This is a genomic window from Streptomyces sp. NPDC087310 (assembly GCF_044744405.1).
In the GTDB taxonomy this organism is placed as follows: Bacteria; Actinomycetota; Actinomycetes; order Streptomycetales; family Streptomycetaceae; genus Streptomyces.
Map to the genome: position 1 here is coordinate 335,466 of NZ_JBIUYF010000008.1, position 15,003 is coordinate 350,468.

The window sequence follows — 15,003 nt, forward strand, 5'->3', positions numbered from 1 at the left end:
GGCGGCGCCGGTCGGCGCCGCCCTCCCTCGTGGTACGACGTGTCAGAGCGCGACGCCCAGCAGGGCGTCGACGGTACGGGACACCACGCCGGGCGCCCCCTCGTCCGTACCGCCCGTGGCATCCTGGAGCGCCGCCCAGCGGTCGACGGCCGCGAGCGCGGTGGGCGCGTCCAGATCGTCGGCCAGTGCCTCGCGGACCTCTTCGACCAGCGCCTCGGCCGAAGGCCCGTCAGGCCGGGACACCGCGGCCCGCCAGCGCGCGAGGCGGTCGACGGCGTCCTGGAGGACCTGGTCCGTCCACTCCCAGTCGGAGCGGTAGTGGTGTGCGAGCAGCGCGAGCCGGATCGCCGCCGGGTCCACGCCGTCGCGGCGCAGCGCCGAGACGAAGACCAGGTTGCCCTTGGACTTGGACATCTTCTCGCCGTCCAGGGCGACCATGCCGGCGTGCACATAGGCCCGGGCGAACGGGTGCTCGCCGGTGAGGGCCTGCGCGTGCGAGGCGCCCATCTCGTGGTGCGGGAAGGCGAGATCGCTGCCGCCGCCCTGGACGTCGAAGCCCATGCCGAGATGGTCGAGGGCGATGGCCACGCACTCGATGTGCCAGCCTGGCCGGCCGCGGCCCAGGGAGCCGCCGTCCCAGCTCGGCTCGCCGGGGCGGGCCGCCAGCCAGAGGATCGGGTCGAGGGGGTTCTTCTTGCCCGGCCGGTCCGGGTCGCCGCCGCGCTCGGCCGAAAGCAGCCGCATCGCCTCGGTGTCCAGCCGGGAGACCTCGCCGAAGTGCGGATCGGCCGCCACGGAGAAGTAGACGTCGCCTTCGAGTTCGTACGCCGCGCCGGCGTCGCGCAGCCGTTCCACCAGGGGCACGATGCCCGGTATCGCCTCGACGGCGCCGATGTAGTGCTGGGGCGGCAGCATCCGCAGGGCGGTCATGTCCTCCCGGAAGAGCGCCGTCTCGCGCTCCGCGAGCCCGACCCAGTCCTCTCCGTCGCGCTGCGCCCGCTCCAGCAGCGGATCGTCGACGTCGGTCACGTTCTGGACGTAGTGGACCTGCCGCTTCGTGTCGAGCCACACGCGCTGCACGAGGTCGAACGCGTTGTAGGTCGCCGCGTGACCCATGTGGGTCGCGTCGTACGGCGTGATGCCGCAGACGTAGATACGGGCGACGGGACCGGGCTCAAGCGTGACTCGGCCATCGGTCGACGTGTCATGAATCCTGAGGTCGCGGCCCTTGCCAGGCAGGGCGGGGACCTCGGAAGCGGGCCAGGCATGCATGTCATGAGCGTAACCGGACGGAACTTCCGGATACGAACCGGATACGCGCGGTTGGCCGGTTGGGCGCTCTTGCGCGATCCGTCCCCGCGTGCTTCGCGGAGAAGGGCGCGGAGCGTCCCGGGGCGCCGTCCCCGGTGTCACACGGGCGGCCACGGGATCGCGGGCCACTGCCCCGACGGCTCGGGGTGACGGCCCGTGTGGCGCAGCTCACGGATTCTGGACCGTACGGCGTCGGTCTCGGCCGGGGTGATGAGTTCGGCCAGCCGGGTGGCGAGGGGCGCGCCGTCCGCGAGGGCGTCCGCCAGCCGGGCGAGCACGTCCAGCGCCTCCTCGGTCAGGGGCTCGCCGGCCCAGCCCCACAGCAGGGTGCGCAGCTTGTCGTCCACGTTGAAGGTGACGCCGTGGTCGATGGCGTAGAGCCGTCCGCCGGGCGCGGGCAGCAGATGGCCGCCCTTGCGGTCACCGTTGTTGATCACCGCGTCGAGCACGGCGAGGCGCCGCAGCCGCTCGTCGTCGGCGTGCACCAGCAGGGCGGTCCTGCCCTCGCCCACCTCGGCGGACCCGACGGCCTTCCAGCCGTCGCCGGGCTCGTCGTCCTCGACGAGGGCCAGCAGGGGCGGCGCCCCCTCCTCGCCGCCGTCGTCCTCGGCCGGCTCGATCCAGAGCTGGCACATGCCCTCGCCGTATGGCCCTTCGCGCAGCACCGTCGGCGGGACGAGCCCCCATCCGGTCGCCTCGGAGACCTCGTACGCCGCCACCTCGCGCTGCGCGAGCGTCCCGTCGGGGAAGTCCCACAGGGGCTGCTCCCCCGCGACGGGCTTGTAGACGCAGTGGGCCGTACGCCCCTCGTGCGAGACGGAGCAGTACAGCACGGCGTTGGACGCCTCACGGATCCGGCCGAGTGCGGTCAGCTCCCCGTGGGCGATCAGGTCCTTGTCGGACGGACCGTGCCCGTCCGGGGCCTGGCCGTCCGGAGCATGTCCGTCCGGAGCGTGCCCGTCCGGAGTCTGGCCGTCCTGACCGTGGCCGGCCTTCCCCGGGGCGGCCGGACCGGCCGCGGGCGCGCTCACGCGTCCCGCCGGTATCCGTTCTGGCGCGGGCATACGTGTCCTTCCGGGTCGAGCGGCAGGCTGCACAGCGGACACGGCGGCCGGCCCGCGTTGACCACGTCCAGGGCGCGCTTGGCGAAGGCCCTGGCCTGGGCGCCGGAGAGCCGGACCCGGAGCATCGGCGGGCCGTTCTCCTCGTCCTGGAGCAGCCGCTCCTCGGCCTCGGCGAGATCCTCGTCGGTGTCGGCGTCCAGCTCGACGAGCGCCTGCGCCTCGACGATCATGCGCTGTTCGTCGCCGTCCCAGGCCAGCGCCATCGTGCCGACCCGGAACTCCTCCTCCACGGGGGCGTCGAGCGGGGCGGAGTCGCTGATCTCCGAGGGCGCCATGGCCGGTACGGGGGCGTTGCCGCCGGTACGGCGGACCACCTCGTCCAGCAGTTCATCGATCCGCTCGGCGAGTGCGGCCACCTGCGTCTTCTCCAGGGCGACGCTGGTCACGCGCCCCGCGCCGGACGCCTGGAGGAAGAACGTACGGCGTCCAGGCAGCCCGACCGTACCGGCCACGAAACGGTCCGGTGGATCGTAGAGGAACACCTGACGGGACACGTTCTGTCTCCCTTGGAAATCGTCGGAAAAGGCAATGGGGAACGGCATGGGGCGGACCGGAGGTCCGGAAGGGCCGCCCGGATCGCTCGGACGGCCCGTCCACCCTACTGCGCGGAGCGATCACGGTGCTCCCGCGCCGCCCCCCACCACGCCGTCGCCACCGCTCGCGCTCCCGCGCGGCGCCAGTCCGGCGAGATCGCCGGTGTCGCCGAGGCGCAGCACGAACGGGCGCAACCGGGTGTAACGGACGGCGGTCAGCGAGCACGGATCCACATGGATCCGCTGAAAAAGGTCGAGATGCATCCCGAGGGCGTCCGCCACGAGCGCCTTGATGATGTCCCCGTGCGAGCACATCAGAAAGACGGCGTCCTCGCCGTGCTCCTCGTCGATCCGCGCGTTCCACTCCCGGACCGCCTCGACGGCGCGCGCCTGCATCGCGGCCATCGACTCGCCGCCGGGGAACACGGCGGCGGAGGGGTGCTGCTGCACGACCGTCATCAGCGGCTCGTCGGCCAGCTCGGCCAGCTTGCGCCCCGACCAGTCGCCGTAGTGGCACTCGCCGATCCGGTCGTCGGTCCGTACCGCGAGCCCGGGACGGGCGTCCAGCAGCGGCTGGAGGGTCTCCCGGCACCGTTGCAGCGGGCTGCTGACGACGGCGGCGAGCGGGATGCCCCCGAGCCGCCCGGGCAGCGCGGCGGCCTGCTCGGCGCCCCGCTCGTCCAGGGCGATGCCGGGCGTCCAGCCGGCGAGCAGCCCCGCGGTGTTGGCGGTGGACCGTCCATGACGTACGAGGATCAACGTGGCCATGTCCGCAAGGGTAGGCGCTCGGTACGACAGCGCACCGGGCCGCCCGAGGGACGAGGGGATGCGGCCGTCGCCAGAAAAGGGAAGAATGCCCGCCGTGATCGTGGACTGCGCCATCTACCGGGGCGGACGCCGCACCGACGGGCCCGCCGACTTCTCCGACGCCCTCGCCGAGGCGCGCGCCGAAGGGGACGCGTTCCTCTGGCTCGGGCTGCACGAGGCCACGGAGAGGGAGTTCGCCATGGTGAGCAGCGAGTTCGGGCTGCATCCCCTGGCGGTGGAGGACGCGCTCCACGCACACCAGCGTCCCAAGCTGGAGGTCTACGACGACTCGCTCTTCGTGGTGCTCAAGCCGGTGGTGTACGAGCCGGAGGGCGACACCGTCACCACCGGTGAGCTGATGGTCTTCATAGGCGACTCCTTCGTGGTGACGGTGCGGCACGGCGAGGGCGCCCCGCTGGCGGCCGTCCGCACGCGTCTCGAAGCCGAACCCGAGGTCCTCAAGCACGGCCCCACCGCCGTGCTGTACGCGGTCAGCGACGCGATCGTCGACCACTACGTGGAGGTCGCCGACGAACTCCAGTTGGACCTGGAGGAACTGGAGGCGGATGTCTTCGCCCCGGACTCGGGCTCCTCGGCGCCGACCGCGGCGCGGATCTACAACTTCAAGCGGCAGGTACTGGAGTTCCGCCGGGCCACCGGGCCGCTGGCGGCCCCCGTGGCGCGGCTGGCGGGCGCGGGCGTGCCGTTCGTCCACGAGCACGCGCAACCGTTCTTCCGGGACGTCAACGACCATCTGCTGCATGTGAACGAGCAGGTGGAGGGGTTGGACCGGCTGCTGACCGACATCCTGTCCGCGCATCTGGCGCAGATGGGCGTACGGCAGAACGACGACATGCGGAAGATCTCGGCGTGGGCCGCCATGGCCGCCGTACCGACGATGGTCGCGGGCATCTACGGCATGAACTTCAAGCACATGCCGGAGCTGAGGTACGTGTGGGCGTACCCGACGGTGGTCGCCCTGATGGCGGTGGCGGTCGTCGGACTGCACCGGCAGTTCAAGCGGCGCGGCTGGCTCTGACCGTAGGCGCGGGCGCCCGCGCCTCTGACCGTGTCCGCGGGGCCCTGACCGTGCCGCGGCCCCCCTGACCGTGTCCGGGGCCGCCCGTGGCCCCGTAAGCCGCTCAGAAGGCCGGTGCGGGCGTCACGGGGCCGCCCAGCGGGTCGCGGCGCTCCGGCATCGTGAGGCCGACCATCCGGCGCCAGCCGACGAGCCGTTCGTACCCGTACGCGGCGTGGATACCGGCGGCGAGCAGCGCGGCCTTCGGCGCCGGCCAGCCGAGCAGCCGGCCCATCCGGTCCATCACCGCGAGACTCACCTCGCGGTAGACCTGGATCTCCGCGAGGGCGCACTCCCGCAGGGCGCGCTGGATGGCGCGGCCGTGGCCCCGCCGGGCCAGCCAGAGCAGTTCCTCGTGGCAGTAGGCGAGATGGTTGTCCTCGTCGGCGCGGATCATCCTGACGGCCTTGCCGACCTCGGGGTGGTCACCGAAGTACCTGACCAGCATCTCCATCTGTTCGGCGGCCCGTTGCTCGGTGATCCTGCTGTGGGCGAGGTACACGAGGATGTCGTCCTCGGTCAGCGTCTCGTCACGGCGCAGCTTCGTATGGGTGAGTCCGATGCCGCGCCCCTCCAGCAGCATGGTGTAGTCGGCCTCGGGCGGGACCTCGACCGGTTCGAGACCGCGCTTCTTCAGGAGGGCGTGGAAGATCCGGCCGTGCTTGTCCTCGTCGGCGCCGTGGCGGGTGATCTTCGGGGCGAGGTACCGCAGGGACTCGGGCACCAGGGCGGCGATCCGGCCGTTCTCCCAGCCGCCCTGGGCCTCGCCGCTGGCCGCGATGGAGCAGAACAGCCGGAAGGAACGATCGTCGTCCAGGATCTCCTGGAACAGGCTTCGGGCCGAGAGCATCACTGCCACCTCCTTGCAGGCGTCCGCCCAAAACGAGTCAACGGGCGCGCGCGACGGGCGGCAACAGCAGCGGCGCCCCGCTGAGCCGAAAGACTGAGCCGAAAGAAGGAGCGTGGTGGCGCGCCCGGCGCGTAACCGGGCGCGCGTGGCCGCGTTGTAGTAGGCGACGGCCGTGGCGGGGAAGACCTCCGAGCCCCCACCACGGCCGCGGACCTCGCCCCGCGGCCTCTCGTCCGGCCTACGAGACGAGACCGGCGCGCTCCAGGGCCTGGGTGCCGACGCGCAGCGCCGTGATCCGCTCGTCGAGGGTGAAGCCGGCCGGCGAGAGGGTCAGCGTGGTGACGCCCGCGGCGGCGTAGGCGCTCATCCGGTCGGCGATCCGCTCGACGGGGCCGAGCAGCGTGGTCGAGTCGATCAGCTCGTGCGGTACGGCCGCCGCCGCGCCGTCCTTGTCGCCGGAGAGGTACGTGTCCTGGATCTCGGTGGCCTCCTTCTCGTACCCCATGCGCCGCGCGAGCTGGTTGTAGAAGTTCTGCTTGCGGCTGCCCATACCGCCCACGTAGAGGGCGGTGTACGGGCGGAAGACGTCGGCCAGGGCCTTGACGTCGTCACCGACCGCGATCGGCACGGTGGGGCAGACGTCGAAGCCGTCCATGGTGAGGCCCGCCTTCTCGCGGCCCGCCCGGAGCGGGCGGATCGCCGTGTCCTCCAGGTGCTCGGCGGAGGGGAAGATCAGCAGCGCCCCGTCGGCGATCTCGCCGGTCTGTTCCAGGTTCCTGGGGCCGATCGCGGCGATGTAGAGCGGGATGTGCTCGCGCTCCGGGTGCACGGTCAGCTTGAGGGGCTTGCCGGGGCCGCCGGGCAGCGGCAGCGTCCAGTGCTCGCCCTCGTACGCGAGCCGTTCGCGGGTCATGGCCTTGCGGACGATCTCGACGTACTCGCGGGTGCGGGCGAGGGGCTTGTCGAACTTGACGCCGTACCAGCCCTCGGAGACCTGCGGTCCCGAGACGCCGAGGCCGAGCCGGAACCGGCCGCCGGAGAGGGAGTCGAGGGTGGCCGCCGTCATGGCGGTCATCGCGGGCTGCCGCGCGGGGATCTGGAGGATGGCGGAGCCGACGTCGATGGACTCCGTCTGCGCGGCGACCCAGCTCAGTACGGTCGGGGCGTCGGAGCCGTACGCCTCGGCGGCCCAGCAGACGTCGTAGCCGAGCCGGTCGGCCTCCTGCGCGACCGCGAGGTTGTCGCTGTCCATCCCCGCGCCCCAGTAGCCGAGGTTGATGCCGAGCCGCATAACCACTCCTTTGCCGATTGCGATCACCGGTGGCCGGGCGCCGCGTCCGTCGCCGGTGTGCGACGGGCGGCGGCCGATCAGCGATTACCGATGAGTAACGTCCCTGTTCCGGGGACTCTAGCGCGCGACACGGGGATCCGTCAGGGGGGCGGGTTGTCCACAGGCTCTCTCCGCGTGGGGCCATGGCCAGTAATCTCAAGCCGCATGGAGCAGAGGCATCTCGGCCGTACCGGCCTGCGTGTGTCCCGGATCGGGCTCGGCACCCTGACCTGGGGCCGGGACACCGACGAGCATGACGCCGCCGATCAGTTGAAGGTCTTCTGGGAGGCGGGCGGAACGCTGGTCGACACGGCGGACGTGTACGGCGGCGGGGAGGCCGAATATCTGCTGGGTCAGCTCGTCGAGCGGCTGGTCCCGCGCCGGGATCTGATCATCGCGACGAAGGCCGGCAGCGTGCCCGATCCGTACCGCCGCTTCGACGGGTCGCGCGGGCATCTGCTCGCCGCGCTGGACGAGTCGCTGGAGCGGCTCGGCACGGACTACGTGGATCTCTGGCAGATACACGCCTTCGACAGCGACACCCCGCTGGAGGAGACCCTGCACGCGCTGGACATCGCGGTCAGCACGGGCCGCGCGCGGTACGCGGGGGTGTCGAACTACTGCGGCTGGCAGCTCGCCAAGGCCGCCACCTGGCAGCTCGCCTCACCCGGGATACGGACCCGGCTGGCCAGCACCCAGATGGAGTACTCACTGCTCCAGCGCGGGGTGGAGCGCGAGGTGCTGCCCGCCGCGGTCGATCTGGGCGTGGGGCTGCTGCCGTCGTCGCCGCTCGGCCGCGGGGTGCTCACGGGCAAGTACCGGCACAGCACGCCCAGCGATTCGCGGGGCGCGTCCGAGCAGATGGCGCCGTTCGTCGAGCCCTATCTCGACGAGGCGGCGGGGCGGATCGTCGACGCGGTCGCGACGGCCGCGGAAGGGCTCGCGACGACGACACTGGAAGTGGCGCTGGCGTGGGTCAGGGACCGGCCGGGCGTGGTGGCGCCGATCATCGGCGCGCGCAACGCGCAGCAGCTCACGGCCGCTCTGTCAGTGGAGAGCCTTAGTCTTCCTGACGAGATCTGCCAGGCGCTCGACGATGTGTCGGCGCCCGTGCACCGCTATCCCGACCAGGACTGGAGCACGCTGTGAGTACGGACCGCGACCCCGCCGAGGAGGCCGGGCCCATGGCCGACGCCGCTGCCGCCGAGAGCGGTACGGAGTCGGACGGCGAGGCCGCCGCGACCGATACGGGTGCCGCCGCCGACTCCGCGACCGAGGCCGACGCACCCGAGGCCGACGCCACCGAAGCCACCGCCGCCGAGGCCGCCGAGGCCGCCGCGGTCTCCGAGGCGCAGGCCGAGCTGGCCGCGCAGCGGGAGCTGCGGGAGCGGATCGAGCAGCGGAAGGCCGAGAAGGCCGGGCCCATCGCCGCCGGGGCGAAGCTGAGCGGGCAGGCCGCCGACCTGCTCGCGGCCGTACGGGCCATGGAGAGCGGCGAGCCGGTCGATCCGGCGCTGCTCCGTACGGCGGCGCCCGCCGCCGCCCCTGACCGCCCCCGGGCCCCGTCACAGCCGCAGCCACCCTCACGGGTGGAGCCGCAGGCTCAGGAGCCGCGCGCCGTGGCTCCCGGGACCGTCTCCGCCGTACGGGCGGTGCTCACGGAGGGCGGCGCGCCCGAGGCGCTGGCGGGCCAGGTCTCCGAGGCGCTCGGGGAGCAGGCCCCGGAGCTGCTGCGGGAGAACCCCTGGCAGTTGCTCGCCGTGCCCGGGGTGCGGCCCGAGCAGGCCGACGGGTTCGCGCGGGCGCTCCTGGGGGCCGCCTGCGGCCCCGGTGACGAGCGCAGGGCCGCCGCCCTGGTGAGCTGGCTGCTGGAGCGCGCCGCGCTCCAGGGGCACACCGCGCTGGAGGCGTCGGCGGTACGGAGCGCGCTGGCCGGTCACTCCGTGCCCGACCCGGACGGGGCCGTACGGCACGCGGTGGAGGACTCCGTGGTGCTGAGGTTCCCGGAGGAGGACGCGGACGAGTCCCCGGAGGCCGAGGAGTCGGCCGAGGGTGAACCCGACGAGGCCGGCGAGGGCGGGGAGCCGGCCGCCGAGCCGGGCCCGGTGCTGCTGGGGCTCGACCGGTACGCGCTGGCGGAGGACAGTCTCGCCGACGGTCTCGCGCGGCTGGCGAGGACCGGGCAGGACGCCTCCTGGGAGGAGGCCGCGGCGGGCGCCCCGTCACCTTCGGCGGCCGAGCTGATCCGCGCGGTGGCGGTCCACGGGCTCGTCCTGCACTCGGGCGGGGAGGCGGCGCGCGCCGAGCCGGTCGCGCTGGCCGTGGCGGCCCGCGCGCTCGGGGTGCGCGCGGTCGTCGCGGTCCACAGCGAGAACGGCCGCGACCGGCTGGCGCCCGACGCGGAGGCGGTCACGGTCGCCGGACTGCTCACCGGCGCCGAGGGCCCGGGGCGGGACGCGGACGGCCTGTTCGCGCTGGATCTCCTGGTGGTCCTGGACGCGCCGCAGCTCGACGTGGAGACGGCCGCGGTGCTGGTGGAGTCGCTGGCGGACGGCGGACGGCTGGTGCTCAGCGGCGATCCGGGGGTGCTCTGGTCGGCGGGTGCCGGCCGGGTCTTCGCCGATCTGCTGGCCGCCGGGGTGTGCCCGCGGATCAGCTCCCGTACGCCCGACCCCGGACCGATCGGCGAGCTGGTGTCGGGGATCGGCGTCGGCGAGCTGAACCAGGTGGCGGCGCCCGGCAAGGAGGTCGTGATCGTGCCCGTGCGGGACGCGGGCGAGGCGGTGCACCGTACGGTCCAGCTCGTCGCGGAGTCCGTACCACGCGCCTTCGGTACGGAGGCCGGGCAGACGCAGGTGATCACGGTGGGCCACGGCGGCTCGGCCGGCACCCGCGCGCTGAACGCGGCGCTCAAGCAGCGGCTCAACCCCGGCCCCGGCCGGTTCGGCGGCTTCGACCCGGGGGACCGGGTCGCGTACGTCCCCTCCCCCGGCAGAACGCTCCAGGGCGCGGTGGTCTCCGCCGACGCCGAGGGGCTGCGGCTGGAGTGCGGGGGCGCGGCGGTCGTCGTACCCAAGGACCGGGTGGAGCACGCCGTACGCCACGGCTGGGCGCTCACCGCGCACCAGGCGGCGGGGATGCGCTGGCCCGCCGCGGTCGTGGTCCTGCCCGGCGACGCCGCGCAGGGCCTGAGCCGTCCCTGGGTCTACACGGCCTTCAGCCGCGGGGACCGTCATCTCTCCGTGGTCCACGGGGTCGACCAGGCTCTCCCGAAGGCGGTGTCGGACGTCCCCTCCCAGGACCGCACCACCCGGCTGCGCGGCCAGTTGGAATCGCTCCTGGCCCCGGCGGCACAGCCGAGCTGACACCCGGGGCGTCCGCCGCCGCCCCTGTGCGGGGCGGCGGCGGGGCCGAAGGGTCAGGCGTCCTGTTCCTCCAGGTCGTCCAGGTCCGCGTCCAGGTCGTCCTCGTCGAAGACCGCGCTGACGTCGAAGCGGCAGACCACCTGCTGGGGGTCGGCCTGGTCGAAGGGGGCGGAGAGCCACTCCCCCGGTTCCGGGAGGTCGTCCGCGGCCGAGACCCAGAGGGTGGAGTCGCCCTCCTCCAGGCCGAACTCCTTGTGCCGGGAGGCGATCTCGTCAGGTTCGTACTCACCGAAGAGCACACCGAGCGCCGCGTGCACACTGCCGCCCACGACCCCTCCGGTGTCGGTGTCACCCTCGACGTCGGCGATGCGCTGTGCCTGTGCGAGCAGCCGCTGCGGCTCCACCACCGCGTAGTCGCGCCGGATCAGCACACTGAGGGCGTTCGGCTCCTCGGGACCGTTGTACGGGGGCAGGGAATCGTCCGGGTCCGGGATCTCGAACGGGGTGACCTCGTCGTACCGGTTGTAGAGCCGCTCGTCGTAGACCTCGGCCGCGACGGCGAGGGCGTTGAACGCTTCGGAAACGGCCGGGTCGTCCTCACCCGTGCGATGTTCGACCGCCGCGAGGTGGCGGTCCAGGGCTACCTTCACCGCCTCGGCGGCGGCGCGTACCTCGGCAGCGGTGGGCTGCGCAGCATCAGACATAGTGCAGACGCTATCCGTACCGGGCCTCTGCCCGCACAATAGATGCGATGCCGGAATACGAATTTGTCGACGTGTACGTGCCGCGCGGGGTCTCCCGCAAGGATGCGGCCCGTCTGCTCACCGATCATGCCGAGTACGGGCACTGGGAACTGGACCGCCTGAGCCTGCACCGGGACGGCAGCCGCAGGGTGCGGCTGCGCCGGCGCATCATTCGTCAGGTGCGCGCCACCTGGTGAACATGACGGAGCGGGCCCCGCTGCTGCGAGGCCCGCCCCGGCCTGCCCGGTCCCGCCCGTACGCGTGGGTACGGGCGCTACGGGCCTGCCGCGTGCCTAGTGCCCCTCCCGGCAAACGTCGCCGGTCACGGTACTAGGCCGCGGAACGGGCGCGGCGGTACAGGATCGTGCCCGCGAGCAGCAGTCCGGCGCCCGCCGGGATCGCGATCCCGAGCCCGCCGGCTCCGGTCGAGGCGAGGACCTCGGTGGACCCGGTCTGCTCGGTGGTCCGGGAGACCGGCTGCGTCTCGGGGGTGCTCGGGACCGGGGGGATCACCCGTTCCTCGGTGGGAGGGCCCGGGGTACCCGGCGTGACCGGGGTGACCGGCTTCTCGGGGTGCTCGGGGCGCTCCGGGCCGGGGCGGTTGGGAACCGAGCCGTTGGCGCAGTTGTTGCCGAAGGTCGGGTTGAGCAGCCCGATCAGGTCGATGCTGTTCCCGCACACGTTCACGGGGACATCGATCGGTACCTCGACGGAGTTGCCGGAGCCGACTCCGGGGGAGTCGATCGCGCCGCCTCCCGCGTGGGAGCCTCCGGACGGCTCGGTGTGGGTGGCTCCGGGGTGCGAACCGCCGGTGTGCGAGCCCCCGCCCGCATGCGCGCCCCCGCCGTAGCCGCCGTCGTCCCCGTAGCCGCCGCCGTGTCCACTGCCGTGGCCGCCGGACGGCTTGCCCGAGAAGTTGCCGCACTTGTTGCCGAAGGCCGGATTGAGCACCCCGACGACATCCACGGTGTTGCCGCACACGTTGACCGGCACATGCACCGGAACCTGCACGTTGTTCCCCGACAGCACGCCCGGGGAACCGACGGCCGCGCCGCCCGCCCCCGCGTCCGCCTGCGCGTAGCCACCGCCGAGCGCGAGCACTCCGCCCGCCGCCGCCACGGTGATCAGGCCCTTGCGCGTGACCTGTCTCATAGCTTCGATCCCTGCCTTCTGCCTTGCGGGACTGCCCTGGGCATCGGTGCCGGGGCAGGATGCCCAGCGGCCCCGGAGCGCATGGCACGCGCTCCGGGGCCGCTCGGGCTCAGACCCTCACGGGTGAGAGATACAACGTCAGCTGTTGACGCACACGTTGCCGAAGGCGGGGTTCAGCAGCCCGATCACGTTGATCGTGTTACCGCACACGTTCACCGGAACGTGCAGCGGAACCTGCACCACGTTGCCCGAGAGAACGCCGGGGGAACCGATGGCGGCACCCTGCGCGCCCGCGTCGGCGACGGCCATGCCCGCACCCGCGAGCACCAGACCACCAGTGACTGCCGCAGCAGCGACGACCTTCTTGATCATTATTCCTCCTTGTTGGCAAACGCGGTCCCAGCCGCGGACCGCACACCTGTAACGAAGGGGAAGTAATGAGGCTACGAGCCTATGAGCGCATTCACTCTTCTCAGTCAATGACGCACGCGTGGACGATTTTCCGTTCGGCCGGTCAGCTCTGGTCGATGAACCGGTCGAGGACCCGTACACCGAATTTCAGACCATCCACCGGTACCCGCTCGTCCACCCCGTGGAACATCCCGGCGAAGTCCAGCTCCGGCGGCAGCTTGAGCGGGGCGAAGCCGAAACCTCGGATCCCGAGGTCGTCGAAGGACTTGGCGTCGGTACCGCCGGAGAGCATGTACGGGACGGCCCGCGCGATCGGGTCCTCCGCCGAGAGGGCGCTCTGCATGGCGTCCACCAGGTTCCCGTCGAAGCTGGTCTCCAGCGCCTTGTCGCCGTGCACGTCCTCGCGCCGCACGCGCGGGCCGAGGATCCGGTCGAGGTCCGCGAGGAACTCCTCCTCGTACCCCGGCAGGAACCGGCCGTCGACATGGGCGGTCGCCTGGCCGGGGATGACGTTCACCTTGTAGCCGGCGCCGAGCATGGTGGGGGCCGCGGAGTTGCGCAGGGTGGCGCCGATCATCTTCGCGATGCCGCCGAGCTTGGCGAGCGTGGCCTCCATGTCCTCCGGGTCGAGCGGGGTGCCGAGCGCGTCGGACAGCTCGTCCAGGAAGGACCGTACGGTCTTGGTCACCCGTACCGGCCACTGGTGGCGGCCGAGCCGGCCCACTGCCTCGCACAGCTCGGTGATCGCGTTGTCGTTGTTGGTCATCGAACCGTGGCCCGCGGTGCCGTCCACGGTCAGCCGCATCCAGTGCATGCCCTTCTGGGCCGTCTCGACGAGGTAGAGGCGCAGGTTCTCGTTGACGGTGAAGGAGAAGCCGCCGACCTCGCTGATCGCCTCCGTGACGCCCTCGAAGAGACCGGGGTGGTGGTCGACCAGGTGGCGCGCGCCGTACGTGCCGCCCGCCTCCTCGTCGGCGAGGAAGGCCAGCACGATGTCGCGCGGGGGCTTGCGTCCGCTGCGCATGCGGTCGCGTACGACCGCGAGGGTCATCGCGTCCATGTCCTTCATGTCGACGGCGCCCCGGCCCCACACGCAGCCGTCCGCGATCTCGCCCCCGAACGGGTCGTACGTCCAGTCCTCGGCGTTGGCCGGCACGACGTCGGTGTGACCGTGGATGAGCAGCGCGGGCCGCGACGGGTCCTCGCCCTCGATCCTGGCCACGGTGGAGGCACGGCCCGGATGGGACTCGAAGATCTTCGGTTCGAGCCCCACCTCGGCGAGCTTCTCCGCGACGTACTCCGCGGCGGCCCGCTCCCCGGGGCCGGAGTGGTCCCCGTAGTTGCTGGTGTCGATCCGGATCAGATCCCGGCAGAGGTCGACGACCTCGTCCTCGCCCGATACGGTCCTGCCCGCGTTCGGCTCGCTCACGCTGCTCACTCCCACGGTCGTTGCTAGGTGGTTCTCGCTGGTGGTCCTCCCCATCCTCCCGCGCCGGCCCCCCTCACCCAAGGGCGGACCCGGCCCGCCACACGCCAGTCACACGGATCGGGGCGTGATCGGGCACCGTCGAATGTTTGCTATGGTTTTCCACGTCGGAACGGCCCAGGGCCTCCCGGCAGACACCTTGTCCGGGTGGCGGAATGGCAGACGCGCTAGCTTGAGGTGCTAGTGCCCTTTATCGGGCGTGGGGGTTCAAGTCCCCCCTCGGACACGAGCTGAGACCCCACTTCATGTGGGGTTTTCTGCGTTACCGGGCGGTTGCGTGACCAACCACGTGACCAGCAGCCCAGCGAATCCCCTGGTCAGGCCAGGGATGACAGGCCGAATCGGCCCGCTCCGGAGGCGGCCGGTCGCCGCGCTCCATCCTTACGTGAGTGCCCGTACCGGGCCATGGTGCAGCCCGGCGAATGGTGCCGGACGTTGGCGGAGACCTCCACAGGGTTCTACCCGGCCTCCAGCTCATCGTGACCTTGCTGTGTAGCCAGTCGTGGATGCGGAAGTCCTCCGGCAGGTGCAGCCGGTCGCGGAGGGCTCGCCCCCGTGCCGACACCTTCTCAGGGTCCTGCGGCCCACCCGCCTCACCCCGGTACAGCTTGAAGCCGTCACAGGCGAACACGAGACCACTGTCCACCCATGCCGGGCGGAGTCGTTTCCGCTCCGCCTTCTGGCGTTGCCCTCTGCCACTTCAGAACGTTCATCACGGACTGGTCCACATAGATGACGGCGTTGTCGTCGACGTCCTTGGTGAGCTTGCGCAGCCGGTAGGTGTTGCCTTCTTCGACCACGACCCAGCCCAGT

15 protein-coding genes and 1 tRNA gene are annotated in these 15,003 nt (G+C 72.2%); 5 read left to right on the top strand and 11 right to left on the bottom strand.

The annotated features are described in order from the left end of the window. Window positions 1-42: 42 nt before the first annotated feature. The 4 genes from mshC to ACIO3P_RS30080 all read right to left on the bottom strand — a co-directional run bounded on the left by mshC (window position 43) and on the right by ACIO3P_RS30080 (window position 3,736). Window positions 43-1,272, bottom strand: coding sequence for a cysteine--1-D-myo-inosityl 2-amino-2-deoxy-alpha-D-glucopyranoside ligase (gene mshC, locus ACIO3P_RS30065; protein ID WP_329824503.1), 1,230 nt, complete (start codon window positions 1,270-1,272; stop codon window positions 43-45). 137 nt (window positions 1,273-1,409) lie between these two features. Further along, window positions 1,410-2,375 (bottom strand): SCO1664 family protein, encoded by a 966-nt coding sequence (locus ACIO3P_RS30070; RefSeq protein WP_401854223.1) that lies wholly within the window; start codon window positions 2,373-2,375, stop codon window positions 1,410-1,412. Next, entirely contained in the window at window positions 2,339-2,929 is a 591-nt protein-coding gene (locus tag ACIO3P_RS30075) for a DUF3090 domain-containing protein (RefSeq protein WP_329824505.1), read from the bottom strand. Before ACIO3P_RS30075 ends, ACIO3P_RS30070 begins: the two co-directional genes overlap by 37 nt. Window positions 2,930-3,049: 120 nt before the next feature. Next, entirely contained in the window at window positions 3,050-3,736 is a 687-nt protein-coding gene (locus tag ACIO3P_RS30080; protein WP_329824506.1) for a histidine phosphatase family protein, read from the bottom strand. Window positions 3,737-3,821: 85 nt separating this feature from the next. On the opposite strand from ACIO3P_RS30080, the gene ACIO3P_RS30085 reads away from it, so the two are divergent. After that, the gene (locus ACIO3P_RS30085) at window positions 3,822-4,814 is read left to right on the top strand and encodes a magnesium and cobalt transport protein CorA (RefSeq protein ID WP_329824507.1); all 993 of its coding nucleotides are present in this window, start codon (window positions 3,822-3,824) and stop codon (window positions 4,812-4,814) included. Between the two features lie 103 nt (window positions 4,815-4,917). Here ACIO3P_RS30085 and ACIO3P_RS30090 read toward each other — a convergent pair whose 3' ends face one another. Beyond that, window positions 4,918-5,703 (bottom strand): ferritin-like domain-containing protein, encoded by a 786-nt coding sequence (locus ACIO3P_RS30090; protein ID WP_329824508.1) that lies wholly within the window; start codon window positions 5,701-5,703, stop codon window positions 4,918-4,920. Between the two features lie 238 nt (window positions 5,704-5,941). Continuing rightward, entirely contained in the window at window positions 5,942-6,994 is a 1,053-nt protein-coding gene (locus ACIO3P_RS30095; RefSeq protein ID WP_329824509.1) for an LLM class F420-dependent oxidoreductase, read from the bottom strand. Window positions 6,995-7,198: 204 nt separating this feature from the next. Here ACIO3P_RS30095 and ACIO3P_RS30100 point away from each other — a divergent pair, with 204 nt between their 5' ends. Together ACIO3P_RS30100 and ACIO3P_RS30105 are read left to right on the top strand one after the other, a co-directional pair. Next, window positions 7,199-8,182: an aldo/keto reductase gene (locus tag ACIO3P_RS30100; protein ID WP_329824510.1), complete on the top strand. Its 984-nt coding sequence runs from the start codon at window positions 7,199-7,201 to the stop codon at window positions 8,180-8,182. Between the two features lie 35 nt (window positions 8,183-8,217). After that, window positions 8,218-10,398 (top strand): helix-hairpin-helix domain-containing protein, encoded by a 2,181-nt coding sequence (locus tag ACIO3P_RS30105; protein WP_401854490.1) that lies wholly within the window; start codon window positions 8,218-8,220, stop codon window positions 10,396-10,398. Between the two features lie 53 nt (window positions 10,399-10,451). On the opposite strand, the gene ACIO3P_RS30110 is transcribed toward ACIO3P_RS30105, so the two are convergent. Further along, window positions 10,452-11,102, bottom strand: a complete 651-nt coding sequence (locus ACIO3P_RS30110; protein ID WP_329824511.1) for a hypothetical protein — start codon at window positions 11,100-11,102, stop codon at window positions 10,452-10,454. Window positions 11,103-11,149: 47 nt separating this feature from the next. On the opposite strand from ACIO3P_RS30110, the gene ACIO3P_RS30115 reads away from it, so the two are divergent. Then, on the top strand, window positions 11,150-11,338 hold the full coding sequence (locus tag ACIO3P_RS30115) for a DUF5703 family protein (RefSeq protein WP_114625034.1): 189 nt from the start codon (window positions 11,150-11,152) through the stop codon (window positions 11,336-11,338). A gap of 133 nt (window positions 11,339-11,471) precedes the next feature. On the opposite strand, the gene ACIO3P_RS30120 is transcribed toward ACIO3P_RS30115, so the two are convergent. From ACIO3P_RS30120 to ACIO3P_RS30130, 3 genes are all read right to left on the bottom strand, one after another. Next, window positions 11,472-12,293, bottom strand: coding sequence for a chaplin (locus ACIO3P_RS30120; RefSeq protein WP_401854222.1), 822 nt, complete (start codon window positions 12,291-12,293; stop codon window positions 11,472-11,474). A 138-nt stretch (window positions 12,294-12,431) separates the two neighbouring features. Next, window positions 12,432-12,665, bottom strand: a complete 234-nt coding sequence (gene chpH, locus ACIO3P_RS30125) for a chaplin ChpH (protein WP_329824513.1) — start codon at window positions 12,663-12,665, stop codon at window positions 12,432-12,434. Window positions 12,666-12,807: 142 nt separating this feature from the next. Continuing rightward, window positions 12,808-14,133 carry a M20/M25/M40 family metallo-hydrolase gene (locus ACIO3P_RS30130; protein WP_401854220.1) on the bottom strand — a complete coding sequence of 442 codons (1,326 nt, stop codon included), beginning with the start codon at window positions 14,131-14,133 and terminating at the stop codon, window positions 12,808-12,810. A 198-nt stretch (window positions 14,134-14,331) separates the two neighbouring features. Here ACIO3P_RS30130 and ACIO3P_RS30135 point away from each other — a divergent pair. Further along, window positions 14,332-14,416 (top strand) — tRNA-Leu (locus ACIO3P_RS30135). A gap of 391 nt (window positions 14,417-14,807) precedes the next feature. Here the strand turns inward: ACIO3P_RS30135 and ACIO3P_RS30140 are convergent. After that, window positions 14,808-14,990 (bottom strand): hypothetical protein, encoded by a 183-nt coding sequence (locus ACIO3P_RS30140; protein ID WP_401854217.1) that lies wholly within the window; start codon window positions 14,988-14,990, stop codon window positions 14,808-14,810. Window positions 14,991-15,003 lie beyond the last annotated feature (13 nt).

Coding starts and splice junctions, on each gene's coding strand:
- ACIO3P_RS30090 (WP_329824508.1), bottom strand. CDS start 5,703: ATGCTCTCGGCCCGAAGCCTGTTCCAGGAGATCCTGGACGACGATCGT.
- ACIO3P_RS30110 (WP_329824511.1), bottom strand. CDS start 11,102: ATGTCTGATGCTGCGCAGCCCACCGCTGCCGAGGTACGCGCCGCCGCC.
- ACIO3P_RS30105 (WP_401854490.1), top strand. CDS start 8,218: ATGGCCGACGCCGCTGCCGCCGAGAGCGGTACGGAGTCGGACGGCGAG.
- ACIO3P_RS30115 (WP_114625034.1), top strand. CDS start 11,150: ATGCCGGAATACGAATTTGTCGACGTGTACGTGCCGCGCGGGGTCTCC.
- ACIO3P_RS30120 (WP_401854222.1), bottom strand. CDS start 12,293: ATGAGACAGGTCACGCGCAAGGGCCTGATCACCGTGGCGGCGGCGGGC.
- ACIO3P_RS30095 (WP_329824509.1), bottom strand. CDS start 6,994: ATGCGGCTCGGCATCAACCTCGGCTACTGGGGCGCGGGGATGGACAGC.
- ACIO3P_RS30070 (WP_401854223.1), bottom strand. CDS start 2,375: ATGCCCGCGCCAGAACGGATACCGGCGGGACGCGTGAGCGCGCCCGCG.
- ACIO3P_RS30080 (WP_329824506.1), bottom strand. CDS start 3,736: ATGGCCACGTTGATCCTCGTACGTCATGGACGGTCCACCGCCAACACC.
- chpH (WP_329824513.1), bottom strand. CDS start 12,665: ATGATCAAGAAGGTCGTCGCTGCTGCGGCAGTCACTGGTGGTCTGGTG.
- ACIO3P_RS30085 (WP_329824507.1), top strand. CDS start 3,822: ATGCCCGCCGTGATCGTGGACTGCGCCATCTACCGGGGCGGACGCCGC.
- ACIO3P_RS30100 (WP_329824510.1), top strand. CDS start 7,199: ATGGAGCAGAGGCATCTCGGCCGTACCGGCCTGCGTGTGTCCCGGATC.
- mshC (WP_329824503.1), bottom strand. CDS start 1,272: ATGCATGCCTGGCCCGCTTCCGAGGTCCCCGCCCTGCCTGGCAAGGGC.